The 16,677-nt window shown below is 37.9% G+C and carries 14 protein-coding genes; 8 read left to right on the top strand and 6 right to left on the bottom strand.

Annotated features, from left to right (window positions below):
- Positions 1 to 68: 68 nt before the first annotated feature.
- Both E7Z79_RS03160 and E7Z79_RS03155 read right to left on the bottom strand, forming a co-directional pair.
- Entirely contained in the window at positions 69 to 1,937 is a 1,869-nt protein-coding gene (locus E7Z79_RS03160) for a sensor histidine kinase (RefSeq protein ID WP_303738532.1), read from the bottom strand.
- Complete coding sequence (locus E7Z79_RS03155; protein ID WP_303738531.1) at positions 1,927 to 3,831, bottom strand: histidine kinase dimerization/phosphoacceptor domain -containing protein; 1,905 nt, start codon at positions 3,829 to 3,831, stop codon at positions 1,927 to 1,929. Before E7Z79_RS03155 ends, E7Z79_RS03160 begins: the two co-directional genes overlap by 11 nt.
- Before the next feature lie 183 nt (positions 3,832 to 4,014).
- Between E7Z79_RS03155 and E7Z79_RS03150 the strand changes: the two genes are divergently transcribed.
- Positions 4,015 to 5,034: an adenylosuccinate synthetase gene (locus tag E7Z79_RS03150; protein ID WP_303738530.1), complete on the top strand. Its 1,020-nt coding sequence runs from the start codon at positions 4,015 to 4,017 to the stop codon at positions 5,032 to 5,034.
- Positions 5,035 to 5,055: 21 nt separating this feature from the next.
- On the opposite strand, the gene E7Z79_RS03145 is transcribed toward E7Z79_RS03150, so the two are convergent.
- Positions 5,056 to 5,220 carry a hypothetical protein gene (locus E7Z79_RS03145; protein ID WP_303738529.1) on the bottom strand — a complete coding sequence of 55 codons (165 nt, stop codon included), beginning with the start codon at positions 5,218 to 5,220 and terminating at the stop codon, positions 5,056 to 5,058.
- Positions 5,221 to 5,423: 203 nt separating this feature from the next.
- Here E7Z79_RS03145 and E7Z79_RS03140 point away from each other — a divergent pair, with 203 nt between their 5' ends.
- Together E7Z79_RS03140 and E7Z79_RS03135 are read left to right on the top strand one after the other, a co-directional pair.
- Positions 5,424 to 7,886, top strand: coding sequence for an ATP-binding cassette domain-containing protein (locus E7Z79_RS03140; protein ID WP_303738528.1), 2,463 nt, complete (start codon positions 5,424 to 5,426; stop codon positions 7,884 to 7,886).
- A gap of 147 nt (positions 7,887 to 8,033) precedes the next feature.
- Positions 8,034 to 8,840, top strand: a complete 807-nt coding sequence (locus E7Z79_RS03135; RefSeq protein ID WP_303738527.1) for a potassium channel family protein — start codon at positions 8,034 to 8,036, stop codon at positions 8,838 to 8,840.
- 49 nt (positions 8,841 to 8,889) lie between these two features.
- Here the strand turns inward: E7Z79_RS03135 and E7Z79_RS03130 are convergent, their stop codons facing one another.
- A complete protein-coding gene (locus tag E7Z79_RS03130; protein WP_303738526.1) occupies positions 8,890 to 9,144 on the bottom strand; it encodes a hypothetical protein in 255 nt (84 codons plus the stop codon).
- Positions 9,145 to 9,231: 87 nt separating this feature from the next.
- Here E7Z79_RS03130 and E7Z79_RS03125 point away from each other — a divergent pair, with 87 nt between their 5' ends.
- Positions 9,232 to 9,822, top strand: a complete 591-nt coding sequence (locus E7Z79_RS03125; RefSeq protein ID WP_303738525.1) for a stage II sporulation protein M — start codon at positions 9,232 to 9,234, stop codon at positions 9,820 to 9,822.
- 52 nt (positions 9,823 to 9,874) lie between these two features.
- Here the strand turns inward: E7Z79_RS03125 and E7Z79_RS03120 are convergent, their stop codons facing one another.
- Positions 9,875 to 11,566, bottom strand: a complete 1,692-nt coding sequence (locus E7Z79_RS03120; RefSeq protein ID WP_303738524.1) for a hypothetical protein — start codon at positions 11,564 to 11,566, stop codon at positions 9,875 to 9,877.
- A 137-nt stretch (positions 11,567 to 11,703) separates the two neighbouring features.
- On the opposite strand from E7Z79_RS03120, the gene fdhD reads away from it, so the two are divergent.
- From fdhD to E7Z79_RS03100, 4 genes are all read left to right on the top strand, one after another.
- Complete coding sequence (fdhD, locus tag E7Z79_RS03115; protein WP_303738523.1) at positions 11,704 to 12,534, top strand: formate dehydrogenase accessory sulfurtransferase FdhD; 831 nt, start codon at positions 11,704 to 11,706, stop codon at positions 12,532 to 12,534.
- 89 nt (positions 12,535 to 12,623) lie between these two features.
- Positions 12,624 to 13,412: a class II glutamine amidotransferase gene (locus E7Z79_RS03110; protein WP_303738522.1), complete on the top strand. Its 789-nt coding sequence runs from the start codon at positions 12,624 to 12,626 to the stop codon at positions 13,410 to 13,412.
- Positions 13,413 to 13,415: 3 nt separating this feature from the next.
- Entirely contained in the window at positions 13,416 to 14,819 is a 1,404-nt protein-coding gene (locus E7Z79_RS03105; protein ID WP_303738521.1) for a hypothetical protein, read from the top strand.
- A gap of 8 nt (positions 14,820 to 14,827) precedes the next feature.
- A complete protein-coding gene (locus tag E7Z79_RS03100) occupies positions 14,828 to 16,216 on the top strand; it encodes a glutamate--cysteine ligase (RefSeq protein WP_303738520.1) in 1,389 nt (462 codons plus the stop codon).
- 2 nt (positions 16,217 to 16,218) lie between these two features.
- Here E7Z79_RS03100 and E7Z79_RS03095 read toward each other — a convergent pair.
- The coding region (locus E7Z79_RS03095; protein WP_303738519.1) for a ThiF family adenylyltransferase at positions 16,219 to 16,677 on the bottom strand (459 nt) is incomplete at its 5' end.

Here is a 16,677-nt window from a genome sequence, read left to right as displayed (position 1 = left end):
AATTCTTTATTTATGTTGTTTTTTTTATTTATATTTTTAGTTAAATTTGTTTTATTCAATTGAAACAATCATACTTCGATTGTATGCTCCATAATAATCGGAAATGTCAGTCTGTATCCTGTTCCTTGTCCATTCTGCAATAATTCGATTTTACCGTCGAGTTGCTTTGTTAGATTCTTGATAATCACACATCCAAGGTTTTTGGTTATGGAACTTGGGTCATCAATTCCAACTCCATTGTCCTGAAATATAAGTTCTGCGGTATCATCATCCAATTTGGTAATTTTCTTGCTAATCTTGTTGGATGTTGTCTTATCAGGAAATGCATGTTTGATCGCATTCATGGTCAGCTCATCAATAATCAATAATAAAGGTGTGATGATATCAATTGACAGGTTCAAGTCGCTGTCAACTTCAGATTCAAAAATAATTCCATCTCGCATACCGATTAAACTTCTTAATTGAGCGTCTTGGTCGACAATGTATTCTTTCAAGTTGATGTTTTTGAAATCTGATGTATTGTATGTTTTCTCGTGAAGAATGGCCAGTGAGGATAGTCTGGATTGCATATGATCAATAATCACGTCTGGCTGATTCTTATAAGCCCTTTTTTCCAGGTTCAAGAAACTGTTAAGAACTTGCAGGTTGTTTTTGATCCTGTGGTGGACCTCTTTAATCAGAATTGTCTTATGTTCGTTAGCTTCTATAAGTTCTTGTTGTTTCCTGCGCTCTTCTGTAACATCAGTTAGAAAACCGATACTGTGGGCTGTTTCACCGTATTCAAATCTTTCAATATAGATTTCAGCGATTTTTTGGTTGTTCTCATCACCATGCACATTATAGGTCAGTCTGTCAATGAGTTCGTCTCGTTCTCCTCTGACCAATTGCATAATTTTTTCCTTGATTGATTCTTCAACAATGTTGTCAATAATCTTGATGGAATGTCTGTAAGTTTCCGGATTTTCTTCAACGATATAAAAGAAACCTTCTGAAAATTCATAATGCTTTATGCTCAATGGGTCAATGAGCAATGCTAATTTTTTACTGTTATCAAAACCCCTAAGTAAAAAGTCAACCGGCCTTGTCATCTTACGGGTTGAATCTGTACTCACATCTTTAAACATTCCGTAACGGCTCAACAAATGCCCCTCTTCATCGAACTTAGAGTAAAGGTTGGCCTCGATATATTTCAATATGCCTTCATGAGTTTTTATTCTAATGATGGTTTCATAATGGGCTCTTCCATGGTCCAGTTCATTTAGAAGTTTTTTGACTAATGGTTTGTCCTCGGCAATGACAAGGTCAAAGATAATGTTGTAGTATTCGTCATTCGGTTCACGTGCACGGTTAATGATATTGTATACCCCTTGTGTCCAGGAATATCTGTCATTTATTTTGTAATAACTTCCGGTTTGTGAGAAATATTCAATCAGATTAGCTTTTTCACCGTATTTACCATCATCAATCATTGATAGGTTTGTTCCCCGGTTATCACGATTTTCTGAAATTAATATGATCTTTTCCATATCATAAACCACTTTAACATTTGAAAATCTTGCAAGTTTTCCGTCGAAATGATAATTGAATCTCATCTGTTTTGTTTCATGAGTCTCGTAAACCTCTTTCAAAGTGTCTTTTAACACTTGATAGAAACCAGGCGATACCTTACTGAGCAAACGTCCTGAAATTTCATTTTGATTAATTTTCCTTTTTGTAAATGCGTTTAGTCCCAATCTGTGGATAATGAAATCATTACCCTCATCGATAGGAACTAATATATCCAAGTCGTTATTAAGATAGTTCAATGTTTTTTCAAAGGGTGTGTAAAACATATCATATTCCTGAGGCACCTCTCTGAAAAGTTCTTCTTCTGTGATATCATAGATATGAACTTCTTCTGTATCTTCTAGCTGCCTATATGTTCTTTCAATTCTCATCGCTTTTACCTCGTTTCTCGTTGAACTCATCAAGGGTTTGACCGAATTCAACAGGGAAGATTATTCTAAATCCAGTTCCAACTTCACATTCTAAAATTTCAAGTTCTCCACTAATCTGTCTAGTTAAATTTTTAATTATCTCCCAACCTAAATTATGGTTTTTCAGGACATCTGAGTCTTTAAGTCCGATTCCGTTATCCCAGAAAATCATCTCACAGGTTTTCTCATCAAGCAGGTCAATCTTTTTAGAGATGGTTTTATCCTTCATGGTAGAATAAGGAAATGCATGCTTGATTGCATTCATGGTCAGCTCATCGATAATAAGAAGCAATGGAGTAATTGCCTCAATTGACAGGTATATTTTTGGATCGATTTCTGACGTAAATTTGATACCCTTTGCCCCAAACAGGGTGTTTAATGTTGAATCCTGGTCTCTCATGTAGTCTTCAAGGTTGATGTTATGGAAATCTTCAGTAGTGTATGTCTTTTCGTGAAGCAGTGCAAGGGATGATAAACGTGTTTGCATGTTGTCCAATATCTGATTCGGCTTATCTTTGTAGGCTCTGCGCTCAAGATTTAAGAAACTGCTCAGTACCTGCAGGTTGTTCTTAACTCTGTGATGCACTTCCTTGATTAGGATGTTTTTAGCGGCATTTGATTTTTTCAATTCCTCCTGTTCTTGTCGTGAAACTGTAATGTCTGTTAAAAATCCCATGCTGTGTTCATTGTTGCCGTATTTGAACCGTTCAATAAATAATTCACATATCTTGAAGTTATTAGGATCTCCTTTCACTTTGTATGTCAATACAGTATTGACTTCACTTATCTCTCCTGCCATTAATTTCTCAAGCTCATTTCTGACATCTTCTTCAACGATGTTGTCTAAAATCGATTTATTGTGGATGTATTCATTTTTTGGAACCTCAATCATCTTGTAGAATCCTTCGCTGAACTCGTATCTTTTGCTTAAGGGTTCCACAAGCAGGGATAATTTTGAATTATGGTTGAATCCGTTAAGCATGAAGTCAACGGGTCTTGTCAGGTGCTTGTGTGAATCTACACTGACATCTTTAAATAGACCGTAACTGCTCACTTCTTCTCCGTTTTCGTCAAATTTTGAGTAAAGATAAGTGTCCAAATATTTGATGTGGCCTCCAGGAGTCTTAATACGAATGATGTTTTCGTAAGTGTCTGTTTCGGGACTCATGGTTCCCAGCAGTTCATCCACTAATGGTCTGTCTTCGGGTATTACCAAATCAAAGATGATGTTATAAAATCTGTCTCTTGTCTCTTTGCTACGGTTTATAATGTTATAAATTCCGGGAGTCCAGGTGTATTCATCATGTAATTTGTAAAAGCTTCCAGTGTGTGAGAAATATTCAATCAAGGCAGCCTTGTTTTCTTCTTCTTCCTTTATCTGGTCTTCAACGCTTTTGTTTAATTCGTCGGTTTTTGTCAAATCGGAAATGAGATACACCTTGCCTTCATCAGAGATAATGTGGACATTTGCAATGGAGATGACCCTATCGCTGATATAATAGAATACCCTCAAGGCTTTTGCCTCTTCGGTTTCACGGACTTCCCTTAAGTCCTCTTTAAATAGGTCATAGTAAAACGGAGAGGTTTCACTTAATTTTCTGCCTTCAACGTCTTCCAAGTTCAGATTCATTCTTTCAAGCAGATTCCATCCCACTCTCTTGATCAGGTAGTCGTTGTCATCTAAAGGAAGAAACACGTTGATGTCTGAAGGGACCTGCTTCATGATATTGCTGAAGCTAACCTTCTCAAACTTCTTCACTTGTTTCGATGGACAATATACCTTGTTTCGGTCAATATTATAAATCCGTATTTCCTCGATTTTTTCCAGTTCTCTATATTGTCTTTCAACACGCATGCAATTTACCTTTAGTTAATGGATTATATGAATAATTTATATTCCCTATAATATTTATATTAATATGAATCTTTTTTTTGAAGGTTATTGGAAAAGTTTTTTAAATATAATAAACATAATATTAGTGTTATGGAAATTTTCTAAAATTTTCTTACTTTTATTAAAATTATAAGGAGTTATTAAATGACTTGTAGTATTTTAGTTGGTGGAGCATGGGGTGATGAAGGTAAAGGAAAATGCATCACTTACCTTTGCGATAATGATAAACCGGATATTATAGCTCGTGCAGGTGTTGGACCGAATGCAGGACACTCCGTTGAATTCAACGGGGAAAAATACGGTTTAAGATTAACCCCGTCTGGCTTTGTCCACACTGATGCAAAACTCATGATTGGAGCAGGAGTTTTAGTGAACCCTGACGTATTATTTAAGGAATTCGAAGACCTGAAAAAGTATAATGTTAAAGAAAGAATGTGCGTTGACCCTAGATGTGCAATAATCACTGAAGACCATATGGACAGGGATAAGAAATCAGAGCATTTGGCTAAAAAGATTGGAAGTACAGGTTCCGGATGCGGACCGGCAAATTCCGACCGTGTTTTGAGAACAATCAATCTTGCAAAAGATATTCCTGAACTTGAGGATTACATCACTGATGTATCACTTGAAGTCAACGAAGCGATTGACAATGGCAATGATGTATTCATTGAAGGGTCACAAGGTTTTGCCCTATCCCTTTACTACGGATCATATCCTTTCGTAACCAGTAAGGATACAACTGCATCAACCTTTGCGGCTGATGTGGGTGTAGGACCAACTAAAGTGGATGAAGTCATCAATGTATTCAAAGCTTACATTTCACGTGTAGGTGAAGGGCCGTTTCCAACTGAAATGACACAGGAAGAAGCAGAAAGTAAAGGCCTTGAAGAATATGGTGTTGTCACTGGAAGACGCAGAAGAATCGGTTACTTTGATATGGAGCTTGCAAAGGAATCCTGCAGAATCAACGGTGCAACCCAAATAGCATTAACCTGTGTTGACAGGCTGTTTGACTGTGCACGCGTACAGGATTACAGTGAACTGTCCGCTGAAACCAAAGCTTTCATTGAAGACATACAGACCGAAACAGGTGTTCCGGTAACCATAATTTCCACCGGACCTGATTTGAAAGATACAATCGATTTAAGAAAAGAGTTGTTATAACCTCTTTTTTTCTATTTTTTTTCACACTATTTCTTCTTTTGATTTCTTTTTGTAGAATATGGTCGACAATGCCAGGACTATGACGACAATCCCAATATCGACCATCAGTTCAAATTGGCTGACGTTCATGAACAGGTTAAATATTCCCATCAACCAGATTATTCCAGAAATATTGTTGAATCCCATTGGCCATATTCTTCCATGATTCAAAGTATATTGTTAATGTATATTAAATATTTTTAATTTATTTTGATGGAGCCTCACATTCATTTACTTTTTTTTAGGTTTTGTTATTCTTTTTTCAATGAGGAATAGGTTAGTTCGTGAAATGTGGTATATGCATTCATTCGAGTGAAGATATATTACTTTTGATGTTCAGATATTATATCATGTACAGGGATATGATAGTCATTCGGGGAGCGAGAGTTCACAATCTAAAGAATATAGATGTTGACATTCCTCTTGGAAAAATTGTTGCGATAAGCGGTGTTTCAGGAAGCGGCAAATCCTCGCTTGCTCTTGGAGTGCTGTACTCGGAAGGGTCAAGGAGATATTTGGATGCTCTATCGACATATACTCGAAGAAGGATTTCACAATCCCAGAAAGCCCAGGTTGACCTGATTCAGTATGTTCCGGCCGCTTTGGCTTTGCATCAAAGACCCAACATTCCAAACATAAGGTCGACTTTCGGAACATCAACAGAACTCTTAAACTCTCTAAGGCTATTGTATTCAAGATGCGGAAACTACTTTTGCCCAAATGGCCATATGCAGGAGGCAACTTTGAATGTGGCCCGTGAACTGCCGATAAAATGTCCTGAATGCGGTGAGGAATTCTATGGTTTGGGAGCTGAGGAGTATGCCTTCAACTCTGATGGAGCATGTCCTGCCTGCAGCGGAACTGGTTTTGTTCGCGATATCGATTCGGCAATGTTGGTTCCGGATGAGACAAAAACATTGGAGGAGGGGGCGGTTGCCGCCTGGAATCAGTTTGGAATCTCATGGATGTATCACGTTGCAGGCGAACTTGGAGTCCGTGTGGATGTTCCATTCATGGACTTGACCGATGAGGAAAAGGATATTGTCTACAATGGCCCGCAGGTTAAAATATACATCAACATCCCGTCCAAAAACGGCAAACTGTTTGAATTGAATGCGGAGTATAGGAATGCTCACCGTGCAATTGAAGAGGCACTGAAAAATGCAAAAACCGAAAAGGGACTTGCAAAAATCAATAAGTTTCTAACGACTAAGGTTTGCAGTGACTGTGGCGGTACAAGGCTCAATCCAAAAGCTCGTGAAACTCTTTTAGGTGGAATCAACATTTCCAAGGCATGTGAGATGTCTTTAAAGGATTTGGTCAAGTGGGTTTTGGATATCGTTGAGAATCTGCCTGAAGACTTAAGGCCGATGGCAAGAGACATTGCTGATGAGTTCATGGACAATGCCGATATCCTGCTTGATTTGGGCCTGAACTATATTTCCCTTGACCGGCCGGCCAACACCCTATCGACAGGGGAGCTTCAGAGGGTGCAGCTTGCTAAAACCCTAAGGAACCATACAACCGGTGTACTGTATGTTTTGGATGAACCGTCAATCGGACTTCATCCCAATAACGTGAACGGCCTAATCAGTGTCATCAGACGGTTGGTTGAGGATGGAAACTCAATCATTCTTGTTGACCATGACACAAGGATACTTTCAATCGCTGATTATATGATTGAAATGGGGCCAAATGCAGGTAATGGCGGAGGCAATATCATCGCACAGGGCAGTTTGGATGAAATCAAAGATAATCCTTCATCACAAATCGCTCCATTTCTGACAAACTCCAAAAAAATCATAATCAGAGACAAATCAGAGGATGCGTTTGAAGAGGGAATTATTGCAATTAAAACGGATAAGATTCATAATGTCCTTCCGATGGATGTAAAAATCCCTAAAGGAAAACTGACTGTTGTAAGTGGGGTTTCAGGCAGTGGAAAAACGACACTTCTTTTAGAAGCCCTTTACCCTGCAGTGAAATCATGCATTGACAATGAAGATTTGCCTGAGGATATTTTGGATATTGAATGTGAGGGCATTAAAAAGATAGACTTGATTGACAGCGTTCCTATTGGGCAGAATGTCAGAAGCACCGTTGCAACATACTCAAAGGTCCTGGATGATTTGAGACGGGAATTCGCCAAATTGAGTGATGAATATAAGATGTCCGATTTTTCATATAATACTGGAAAGCTGAGATGCCCTACATGCAATGGAACCGGCAGCGTTTCAATGGATGTGCAGTTCCTGCCAGATGTCGAAATGACCTGTCCTGATTGTGACGGAACACGCTACAATGCAGACATTGAAAATGTGAAATACAATGGCCTGTCCCTGGCTGAAATTATGGGTCTGACTGTAGATGAGGCGCTGGAGAATCTCTTTGGCCTTGAAAAGGTAACTGCCAAGCTGCAGAAGCTGTCTGACTTGGGACTTGGTTATTTGACTCTTGGCGAGGCAACACCTAGCCTTTCTGGAGGTGAAGCGCAAAGGCTTAAGCTTGCATCTGAAATTGGAAAAACCCAGAAGAATTCTGTTTTCATCTTTGATGAGCCGACAATAGGACTTCATCCATTGGATGTGAAGGTGCTGATTGACGTGTTCGACCACCTGATAGACAGGGGCGCAACCGTCATCGTGATCGAGCATGACCTTGATCTGATTGCAAATGCCGATTACATAATTGATATTGGGATTGATGATGACAACAATGCCGGTGAAATATTGGCCTCAGGAAGTTTAAATGACATTATAAATTCCAAAAAGAGTCTCACAGGCAAGTATTTGGCTGAAAAAGAGTTATTATAGTTTTTTCTATTTTTGCATTTGCAGATGCAATGATTGATTTTTGGATATTGTCGGCAACATTTAATTATAATATTAAACATATCAATGTTTAATTCACATTAAAATCAAAAAAAGTTGAACCATTTAAAAATTCAGGAGTGCTGTCAAATGGAAATCTACGGCAGGAAAGTCAATCTTAAGTCGATATATATATTTTTATTACATCTTTTTATCTTTGCCGATATCCTTTTCATCACTATAGGTCTGCTTTTGGACCTTCCGGATTCCATTTCAAATTTTATTCTGTTATTTGACTTGGTTATATGTATTTTCCTGCTGTCGGAATGGATAATTAGTTTTCACCGTGCCGAATCAAAAAAGCAATTCCTAAAAGAAAAGGAGAATTGGGTGACATTAATAGCTTCCATGCCGTTTGAAGTGATGTTTCCTGCACTCCTCCCCGGAGCCAATGTTTTAAGATATATCATGTTCTTCAAGTTGCTTAGGATAATGGTTCTCTACAACAGGTTTTTTGTCGGGATTAATAAGTTCATCAGAAAGACAAAGCTGGACAAGATTCTCGGATCAATATTCCTGACAGTAATAGTATTTACATTGGCGTATCTGTTTTTCGGTTCATCTTCCACATTATTTGAAAGCTTCTATTTTGTAATGGTCACACTGACAACCGTAGGCTACGGGGACATAGTTCCCCAAACATTTAACGACAAGATAATAACCATCCTGCTGATTATCGTAGGGATATTCATCGTATCCACGATTACTGCGGCATTGTCTTCATACCTGACCGACCGTTTAATGTTTTCTGAAGATGCGGAAATGATTGCCCTAATTAAAGAAAATCTTGATGAAAATTCCGAACAGATGATGAAGGAGCTTACCGCCATTCGCGAGGATAATAAAAGGCTGCAGGATGAAATCAATGAATTAAAAGAGATGATTGAAAAGAAATAGTGATTGGCAGTATATATGGTTGAGCGAACTTGTTTTTAAGATAGTCTTTTCAATATTCCTCTCCCAGCCAGCCCTGATTGATATCAGGATATCCGCATTCCTCACAATATCCATCAAAGAATGGTGCTCCACATGAAGGGCATTCACAATATGATGGAGGGCCGTAATATTCATTCCTTCGATAATTTGTATTTGCAGTTCTTTTTTGGGTGTTTGTGGTGTTGCTTGAAGAACCGCTGTCGCTGGAACAGCAGGCTGCAACAACGAGTATGAAAAGTATCGCTACGGTGATTGTTCCTATCATGTATAATTGTTATGTGTAATTTAATATAAGGTTTGCCATAATGCTGAAACTAAAAAATATTTAATTAAAATAAAATATAATAACTGTATGAAAGAATTTTTTAAAAGAAACAGGAATGTCTTGCTGATATCTCTGGCATTATTTTTAATCTGTGCTATTGGATGCGCAATCTATGCACATATCGCCATTGGGGATAAGTATGGTATGATTTCACAAAGATTATACGAGATGAAGGCCAATGGAACCTTGATGACCGATAACAAAATGCCTAGACTGAACACTTTGGACCTGTACCTGCACAATCTTGGTGCGGATATGGTTGTGATTCTTGGAGGTTTGTTGTTTTCTGTATTTTCAGTGCTTATTGTGATATTCAATGCAGCAACCATAGGTGCGCCTTTCGGTACTGATTTCACATATGCTGTAGTAACAATCTTGCCTCATGGGATAATTGAATATGCTGCGTTGGTGTTCTCTCTTGCATGTGCATTCAATATAACAAAGCTTGAAATTAAAATGATTAAAAACAGAAGTTTCAGGAATACGTTAAATGAGCATAAAAGGGAGCTTAAAGACATTTTGATAATGATTGTAATCGTTGTAGTGCTGCTTGCAATTGCGGCAATAATTGAATGCAATCTTGTTGAGTATATTATGAGATGGTTCTTTGGATTTTGATTATTTTTAAAAAAATAGGGAAGTTAGGGAATTTGATTTTCCCTAATCATAATCAGACATTCGGAATCCTTTCATTGACGTTCTGGGCAGTCCATCCTGTGCCCATGCTATAGTAGTATTTATCAATCTGGTTTTTCAGATAGTCTGACATGTCATAATCAAGCTTGACTACCAAACCGATTCCTGCAAATTTGCTTTTGAAGTATTTTACTGACACCCAGTTTGTCGGAACGTTTTTGGATCCTACATCATAGCTTCCATATGAGTTGCTTACCAGAATCTTTTTGCCGTCGGGACTTATGTCTATGATGGAAACATAATGGTTTGGAAGATATGCTATCAGTGCAGCTCCTGTTTTCAGTTCATTCAGGGCATTGTCAAAGGAGGAATCATCATAGAAATAATGTGTTTTAAAGCCGTTATCCTCCAGCATTTCTTTAATGTCTGGGAGGTTCATTCCGTCGTCACAATCGCCCTCTTCTGCAAAGTACTTTTCTGAATAGTATTTCTTCAACGCTTGGCTGCAGACGCTGGATGCTGTCGGGCCGCAGTTGTATCTGGTATTCTGAATGTCTCGAACCACCGGATATGTGTATGCCTTTCCCTTAAGGTTGACGGTAATTGAATCCGGCCAATAGCTGTATTTGTATGTCTTGACAAGTTTGGTGTTTAATGACCTTTCAATCACATTCCATTTTTCACGTTTTATGACGTGGCAGGTGTTCGGACAATCCTTTGTCTTAAAGAAGGTATATTTTGACAACTTGTCAAATAAACACAGGCAGTAGCTGTCCCTTTTGATTGTCTGCAGGTATTGTGATTTTAGGAGGGTGTATTTTGCATCGCCATCTCCCATTATATAATTTCCGGGCATACTGTCAATGTCTGGAACTCCATTTATTGTGGGAATTCTGCTTTTCAAGGGATTCAGAACATTACCCTTAATGCATTTGACGTTCTTATAGCTTTTGTACTTTCCGAATTTGACGCATACCTTGTATGTCTTCGGATCTACCTGAGGTTTTATGACGACAAAGCTTTCTGAATTTGTTCTTTTTTTGAATGTCTTTGAGCCAATTGTAATCTTTATGGTTTTTTTAGAGGTTGCCTGTTTGTAACCTTTCAGGTAGACTCTAAGATAACCGTTTGTCAGCAGTTTTTTATTTCCAATGTCGATTTTAAACGAGTTTTGCACATATACCCAAATCTTTTTGTAAAGTGAATAGTGTGCCTTATCTGCGCTGACTTTTACTTTGAGTTTCACCACAGGACTTTTTGTTTTGATTTTGATGGTGAATTTTCCGTTTTTATATGTTGTTTTGTCATATGTCTTTCCGTTAAATGTTACTTTTAGTTTCTTGTATGATACTGCTTTGCCTTTTGAGTCAACCAGATACATTGTGTATTTTTTACCCTTCTTCACATAGTTTGCATAAGTTTGGATTTTTAGTTTTGTTTTTGTTGTTTTGCTTGTACTGGTAACCACATTAGATGCTTTTGAATCTGTAGATGTGATGACATTTGATGATGAATCGCTTTTTATATCATCAGCCTTTTCATTGCTGGCTTTTAAAACATCTTCATCACTATTCGTTTTATTTTCATTCAAATCGGCAGTCACTGGAGTCTCATCGTGATTTTCTTGGATGATGTCTGTTGCATTATCGTCACTTGCTGATGCAACGCCGATAACTAAAAATAATAAAATGGTTAAAAACAACATAAATGTTATTTTCTTCGTCATGGTTGTTTATTTTGGTTTTTTACTATATAAATTGAACTCAAATTACAGTTTTGACATGTAATATGTTCTTTACATATTTTCTTATTTCTTAATCTATAAATATAACAATTGTTAATATTTATTATTGGTGAGAATATATGGATTTTTTAAGGCAAAGTGATGTGATACAGTGGAAGGATGGAAAATATGAGACCATCAAGGAAAACAGCGTTGATGACGAATACACTTACTTGTTTATTGATTACTTGCCTCCAAGAAAGTTTTCAACATATCCTAAGGATTTAGAGGATTTTGCAATCGGATATTGTCTTGGGGAAGGTTTGATTAAGGAGTATTCCGATATAGAATCCATCAAGTTGGATGGAACTAATGTTCTGGTTTCAACCAAGCTTTCGCATGACCCTGAAGAGGATCTTGAGCAGGATGGAATTGTCCAGGAGAGAAAGGGGAACTGCGAGCATGCATGTGTCTGCAGACTGCTTGAATATCAGGGTGTGAACTCAGACAATGCAGGAGGAATCAGGTCAGAATTAAAAACAATAGAGCCTAATGAGTCAGATTTGACAATTGAAGCTACCCAAATTATCAAGGATATCAGACATTTGACCGATGAGGCCAAGGTTTGGCAGAAAACCGCAGGGGTTCATGTTGCACAATTGAAATGCGGTGATGAGATAATTATCCGTGAGGATGTGAGCCGTCATGTTGCGGTGGATAAGGTTATCGGAGCTGCTTCAAAGGAAGGTTATGACTTTTCCCAATGTTATATCTCCTACAGTGGCAGGATGCCTGCTGACATGCTCATCAAGGTCATAAGGGTTGGAATTCCAATCATTATTTCCAATGCAGCTCCTGCATCCTCCGGAATTGATGTTGCACGGGCAGGAAATATTACGATGGTAGGTTTTGTCCGGGATAACCGATTCACTGTTTTTACCTCTCCTGAACGGGTTGATTTGGAAAGTTAGTTATACCAAAATATTTATATAACAATAGTTATATAATTCTTATTGTTACAATATAACAATTGTAATATCAATTAAGAGGAGGATAATAAATGTGCGAAATTTTTTGTTTTAATTCAGATAAGCCAAAACAAATAAATGAATGTTTAGAATGTTTTTATAATCACTCAGAAGAACATCCGCATGGATGGGGATTAGCTAATATGCAATCCAATGAATTTGTTATAGATAAAGAGCCTATAAAAGCAGCATGTAGCCAGCACTTGAAGGAAATATTGTCCAATCCGCTTGTTAGTAAAAACGTTTTTGCCCATATCAGATTAGCGACTATGGGTGAAATAATATCTCCCAATTGCCATCCATTCACTGAATTGGATGATAATAACAGGTCATGGATGTTAATCCATAATGGGACAATATTCGATTATCCTCCGCTTGATAAATACCAGGAAATAGAAACCGGCGACACAGATTCGGAGAGAATATTGCTCTACATAATAGATAACATAAACAAGTTTGAAAAGGTTAAAGGAGCTCCATCAACAATAAAGGAAAGATTTAATCTGATTGCTGAACTGATAGAAGGACTGTCAAAAGGCAATAAGGTAAATCTGATGATTTATGATGGGGATCTGACATACATTCATTCAAACATGAAAGATTCACTATACTATCTGAAGAATGATGATGGTTTTCTTGTCGCATCAACTCCAATAACTGATGATGACGGTTGGAAACCGGCTGAATTGAATAAGCTGTTCGGTATAATCGATGGAAACATCATTTTTGAAAGTAAAGAGCACAAAAACGAATTCATATTTACAGAGGAACATGAAAAATTCCTACAGAAATCCCTTGATTCCATAAATTCAGGAGAATAATTCATGATAGACAACAATTTACAGAGTATGATAGAGGAAAGGATTTATCAGCAGTTCATCAAACCGACAAAGCAGAAGAAGAATTTCGTCGGTATTGAAATTGAAGTGCCAATCATCAATCTCAACCGTAAAGCGGTGGATTTTGGAATTGTTCACAAAGTAACTTCTAAAGTCCTTAATCACTTTGATGATTTCGAAAAGGAAGGTATAGACTATAATGGAGATATATTTTCAATCAAAAATCCAAAAAATAGTGATATAATCTGTTATGACTGCTCCTACAATAACATCGAATTTGCAATGGGACGTGAAAAGGATTTGTTTACAATAAACGACCGATTCATCGAGTACTATTCATTCGTCAAGGAAGAATTTGAAAAATATAATCATACATTAACCGGGATGGGCATTAATCCGTATAGAAAATACAATCAGGAGGAGCCAATCCCTTCTGAAAGATATTTGATGCTTTATCATCATTTGAAGTCATTTAAAAATTATAAGAATGTTCCGATGCATTTTCACGATTATCCCGCATACGGAATGTTTTCATCAGCATCTCAGGTGCAGCTGGATGTTTACAAGGATGACCTGGTCAAAACAATAAATGTCTTTTCCAAAATCGAACCGATAAAGGCGATACTGTTTTCGAATTCGGTGTTTTTGGATGAAAACAAACACGTTACATGCTTCAGGGATGCCCTTTGGGAGTATTCCACCCATGGAATAAACCCCCACAATATTGGAATGTATGAGGTGGAATTCAATAATCTGGACGATTTGGGAGCATATCTCGAGTCATTGAACATATACTGTGTTATGCGCGATGGGGCATACATCAATTTTCCCACAATGAGTCTTCAGGAATACTTTAAACAGGATTACGTCAGGGGAGAGATCTATTCAAACGGCGAGTACAAATACATCGATGTCAAACCTCTGATTGATGACATCAATTATTTGAGGCCATTCAAATTCATCAATCTGACATTCAGGGGCACAGTTGAGTTTCGAAGCGTATGCACACAGCCGATTTATGATACCATGACTGTTGCGGCATTTCATTTGGGACTGAAGAACAAGCTCGATGAGATGGCTGAAATCATCGCCAACGATAATGTAATCTATCATAAGGGATATACTGCACGCGAGCTTAGAAAGCTCCTTATCCAGGATGAAATCCCATCATTCATCGACAAGGACGATTTGTGCAGACTGACAAAGGACATCGTCGATTTGGCAAATGAGGGATTATGCGAAAGGGGCATCGGAGAGGAAACATTTTTAAAGCCGTTATACGGACGCATTAAAGATCATACAAATCCCGGCAAAAACATCATAGAATCAATGCACAACGGGGTTGAATTAGAAAAAATTATTAAAGATTATGGAAAAATCAAAGAATAGGGATTGAAATGGAATTGATAACTTTAACAAAAATTCCTAGCAATGAAATTTTGGCTGGTTTATTTGGTATTGAATGGGAGGCTTTAAGGGTTAAAAGCGACGGAAAGCTAGCTTTAAGTCCGCACCCGGAAGTATTCGGTGACAAATTAAAGAATCCTGTAGTCACAACTGATTTTTCTGAAAGTCAAATAGAGATAATAACCCCTACATACAACACTATCGAGGAGGCGTTCAGCACATTTTCCATGTTGGCTGACATCGTCAATTTCTCGCTCAGGGACGATGAATACCTGTGGTTTCAGTCTCTTCCTGCAATATTGCCATATGACAGCCAAATTCCGATAGCGCAATATTCCGAAGAGGGTCAGGGCTCTCAAAAGTACCGGGAAAACCTTGCAAACAAGTATGGCCTTAAAAAGCAGATGATTTCCGGAGTTCACTTTAATTTTTCATTCACTGAGGATTTCATCCAGAAATTATACGAGTTAACCGGTTTTGATGGTACTTACCAGCTATTCAAAAATGAGATATATCTGAAAATAACCCGGAACTACCTCAGGCACTGCTGGCTGATAATCTATCTTACAGGATGCTCTATCGGGTCTCATGAATCCTTTTCAAAGGAATGTATTCACCTGATGGATGAGGTGGATGCATATGGAAACCATTATTCGACAAGGGGACCGTCCCTTAGAAATTCATCATGCGGATATAAGAACCTGAAAAGGTTATATCCAAGGTATACAAGCATCGATGAGTTTGTCAGTGATGTCAATTCATTCATTGAAAGGGGTGATCTCTCCCAGGCCAAGGAGCTATACACACAAATCAGACTAAAGCCCAAAAATCCGGCTGAGTTATTGGACTCCTTGAAAAATGACGGAATCAAATATATAGAGGTCAGAACCCTTGACATCAATCCGTTCTATAACTGCGGCCTTGTCGAGCATGACATGAAATTCCTGCAGCTGTTTTTGATTTATATGCTTGTCAAAAGCGAATCCGACTTCGTATGCTGGCAAAAGGAGGCATTCATCAATGAGGAGCGCGTTGCCGAAAGTGCATATGACGATGAAATGAGGCTGGTCCGGGATGGAGAAGAGATAACCCTTAAGGAATGGGCATATGATATAATCAATGAAATGTATGGGATGTGTGAAGTTCTAGGCTTTGATGAGTTTGATACATTGAAATTGATGCATGACCGTGTTCTAAATCCTGATTTGACATATGGAAAAAGGCTTTTGAAATTGATTAGGGACGAAGGATACATCAATGCTCATATGAATCTCGCAATCAACAACAAAATGACAAGCATTGCAAAAATAAGAGAATTGGAGGAGAATGAATCTCCTGAATTCAAGAAATATTTCTCTCTCGCATTGAAAGATAAGTAGGTTTAGATTTCATCCAATGAGAATGAACCTAAATCCAATAGGTCAAATGTCAATATTTTCGGAGCTACGGTGACCTTGCCGACTCCAGTTATTATTTTATAAGCTTCAAACGCTTCAAGACAGCCTATTAGGTTTGGTGTAGGTCCGATGACTGGAGGAACACCTGAAGTTACATTTTTTAAGGCATCAATTGTTTCATCATCTAATTCTTTGCCAACTGAAGGCAGATTGAACATTTCCTCATAGGTCTTATCGCTATTAGGCAGAAATACGGTAATCTGTCCCATAGTTCCATGAATTGCACCGTGGATATATGGAATTCCTTTCTCTTTTGCTTTTCTGGACACGATTACTCTGGTCAATACATTGTCGAGAGCGTCAATTACAATATCTGAATCTGCAATGACCTTGTCGATGTTTGTATGGTCGATGTGTTCATTGAATGTGGTTGTTTTGACATA

Origin of the sequence: Methanobrevibacter thaueri, assembly GCF_015062905.1 — an archaeon.
Classification (GTDB): domain Archaea; phylum Methanobacteriota; class Methanobacteria; order Methanobacteriales; family Methanobacteriaceae; genus Methanocatella; species Methanocatella thaueri_A.
This window is presented reverse-complemented; position numbering and strand designations above follow the sequence as displayed.

Coding starts and splice junctions, on each gene's coding strand:
- E7Z79_RS03160 (WP_303738532.1), bottom strand. CDS start 1,937: ATGAGAATTGAAAGAACATATAGGCAGCTAGAAGATACAGAAGAAGTT.
- E7Z79_RS03155 (WP_303738531.1), bottom strand. CDS start 3,831: ATGCGTGTTGAAAGACAATATAGAGAACTGGAAAAAATCGAGGAAATA.
- E7Z79_RS03150 (WP_303738530.1), top strand. CDS start 4,015: ATGACTTGTAGTATTTTAGTTGGTGGAGCATGGGGTGATGAAGGTAAA.
- E7Z79_RS03145 (WP_303738529.1), bottom strand. CDS start 5,220: ATGGGATTCAACAATATTTCTGGAATAATCTGGTTGATGGGAATATTT.
- E7Z79_RS03140 (WP_303738528.1), top strand. CDS start 5,424: ATGTACAGGGATATGATAGTCATTCGGGGAGCGAGAGTTCACAATCTA.
- E7Z79_RS03135 (WP_303738527.1), top strand. CDS start 8,034: ATGGAAATCTACGGCAGGAAAGTCAATCTTAAGTCGATATATATATTT.
- E7Z79_RS03130 (WP_303738526.1), bottom strand. CDS start 9,144: ATGATAGGAACAATCACCGTAGCGATACTTTTCATACTCGTTGTTGCA.
- E7Z79_RS03125 (WP_303738525.1), top strand. CDS start 9,232: ATGAAAGAATTTTTTAAAAGAAACAGGAATGTCTTGCTGATATCTCTG.
- E7Z79_RS03120 (WP_303738524.1), bottom strand. CDS start 11,566: ATGACGAAGAAAATAACATTTATGTTGTTTTTAACCATTTTATTATTT.
- fdhD (WP_303738523.1), top strand. CDS start 11,704: ATGGATTTTTTAAGGCAAAGTGATGTGATACAGTGGAAGGATGGAAAA.
- E7Z79_RS03110 (WP_303738522.1), top strand. CDS start 12,624: ATGTGCGAAATTTTTTGTTTTAATTCAGATAAGCCAAAACAAATAAAT.
- E7Z79_RS03105 (WP_303738521.1), top strand. CDS start 13,416: ATGATAGACAACAATTTACAGAGTATGATAGAGGAAAGGATTTATCAG.
- E7Z79_RS03100 (WP_303738520.1), top strand. CDS start 14,828: ATGGAATTGATAACTTTAACAAAAATTCCTAGCAATGAAATTTTGGCT.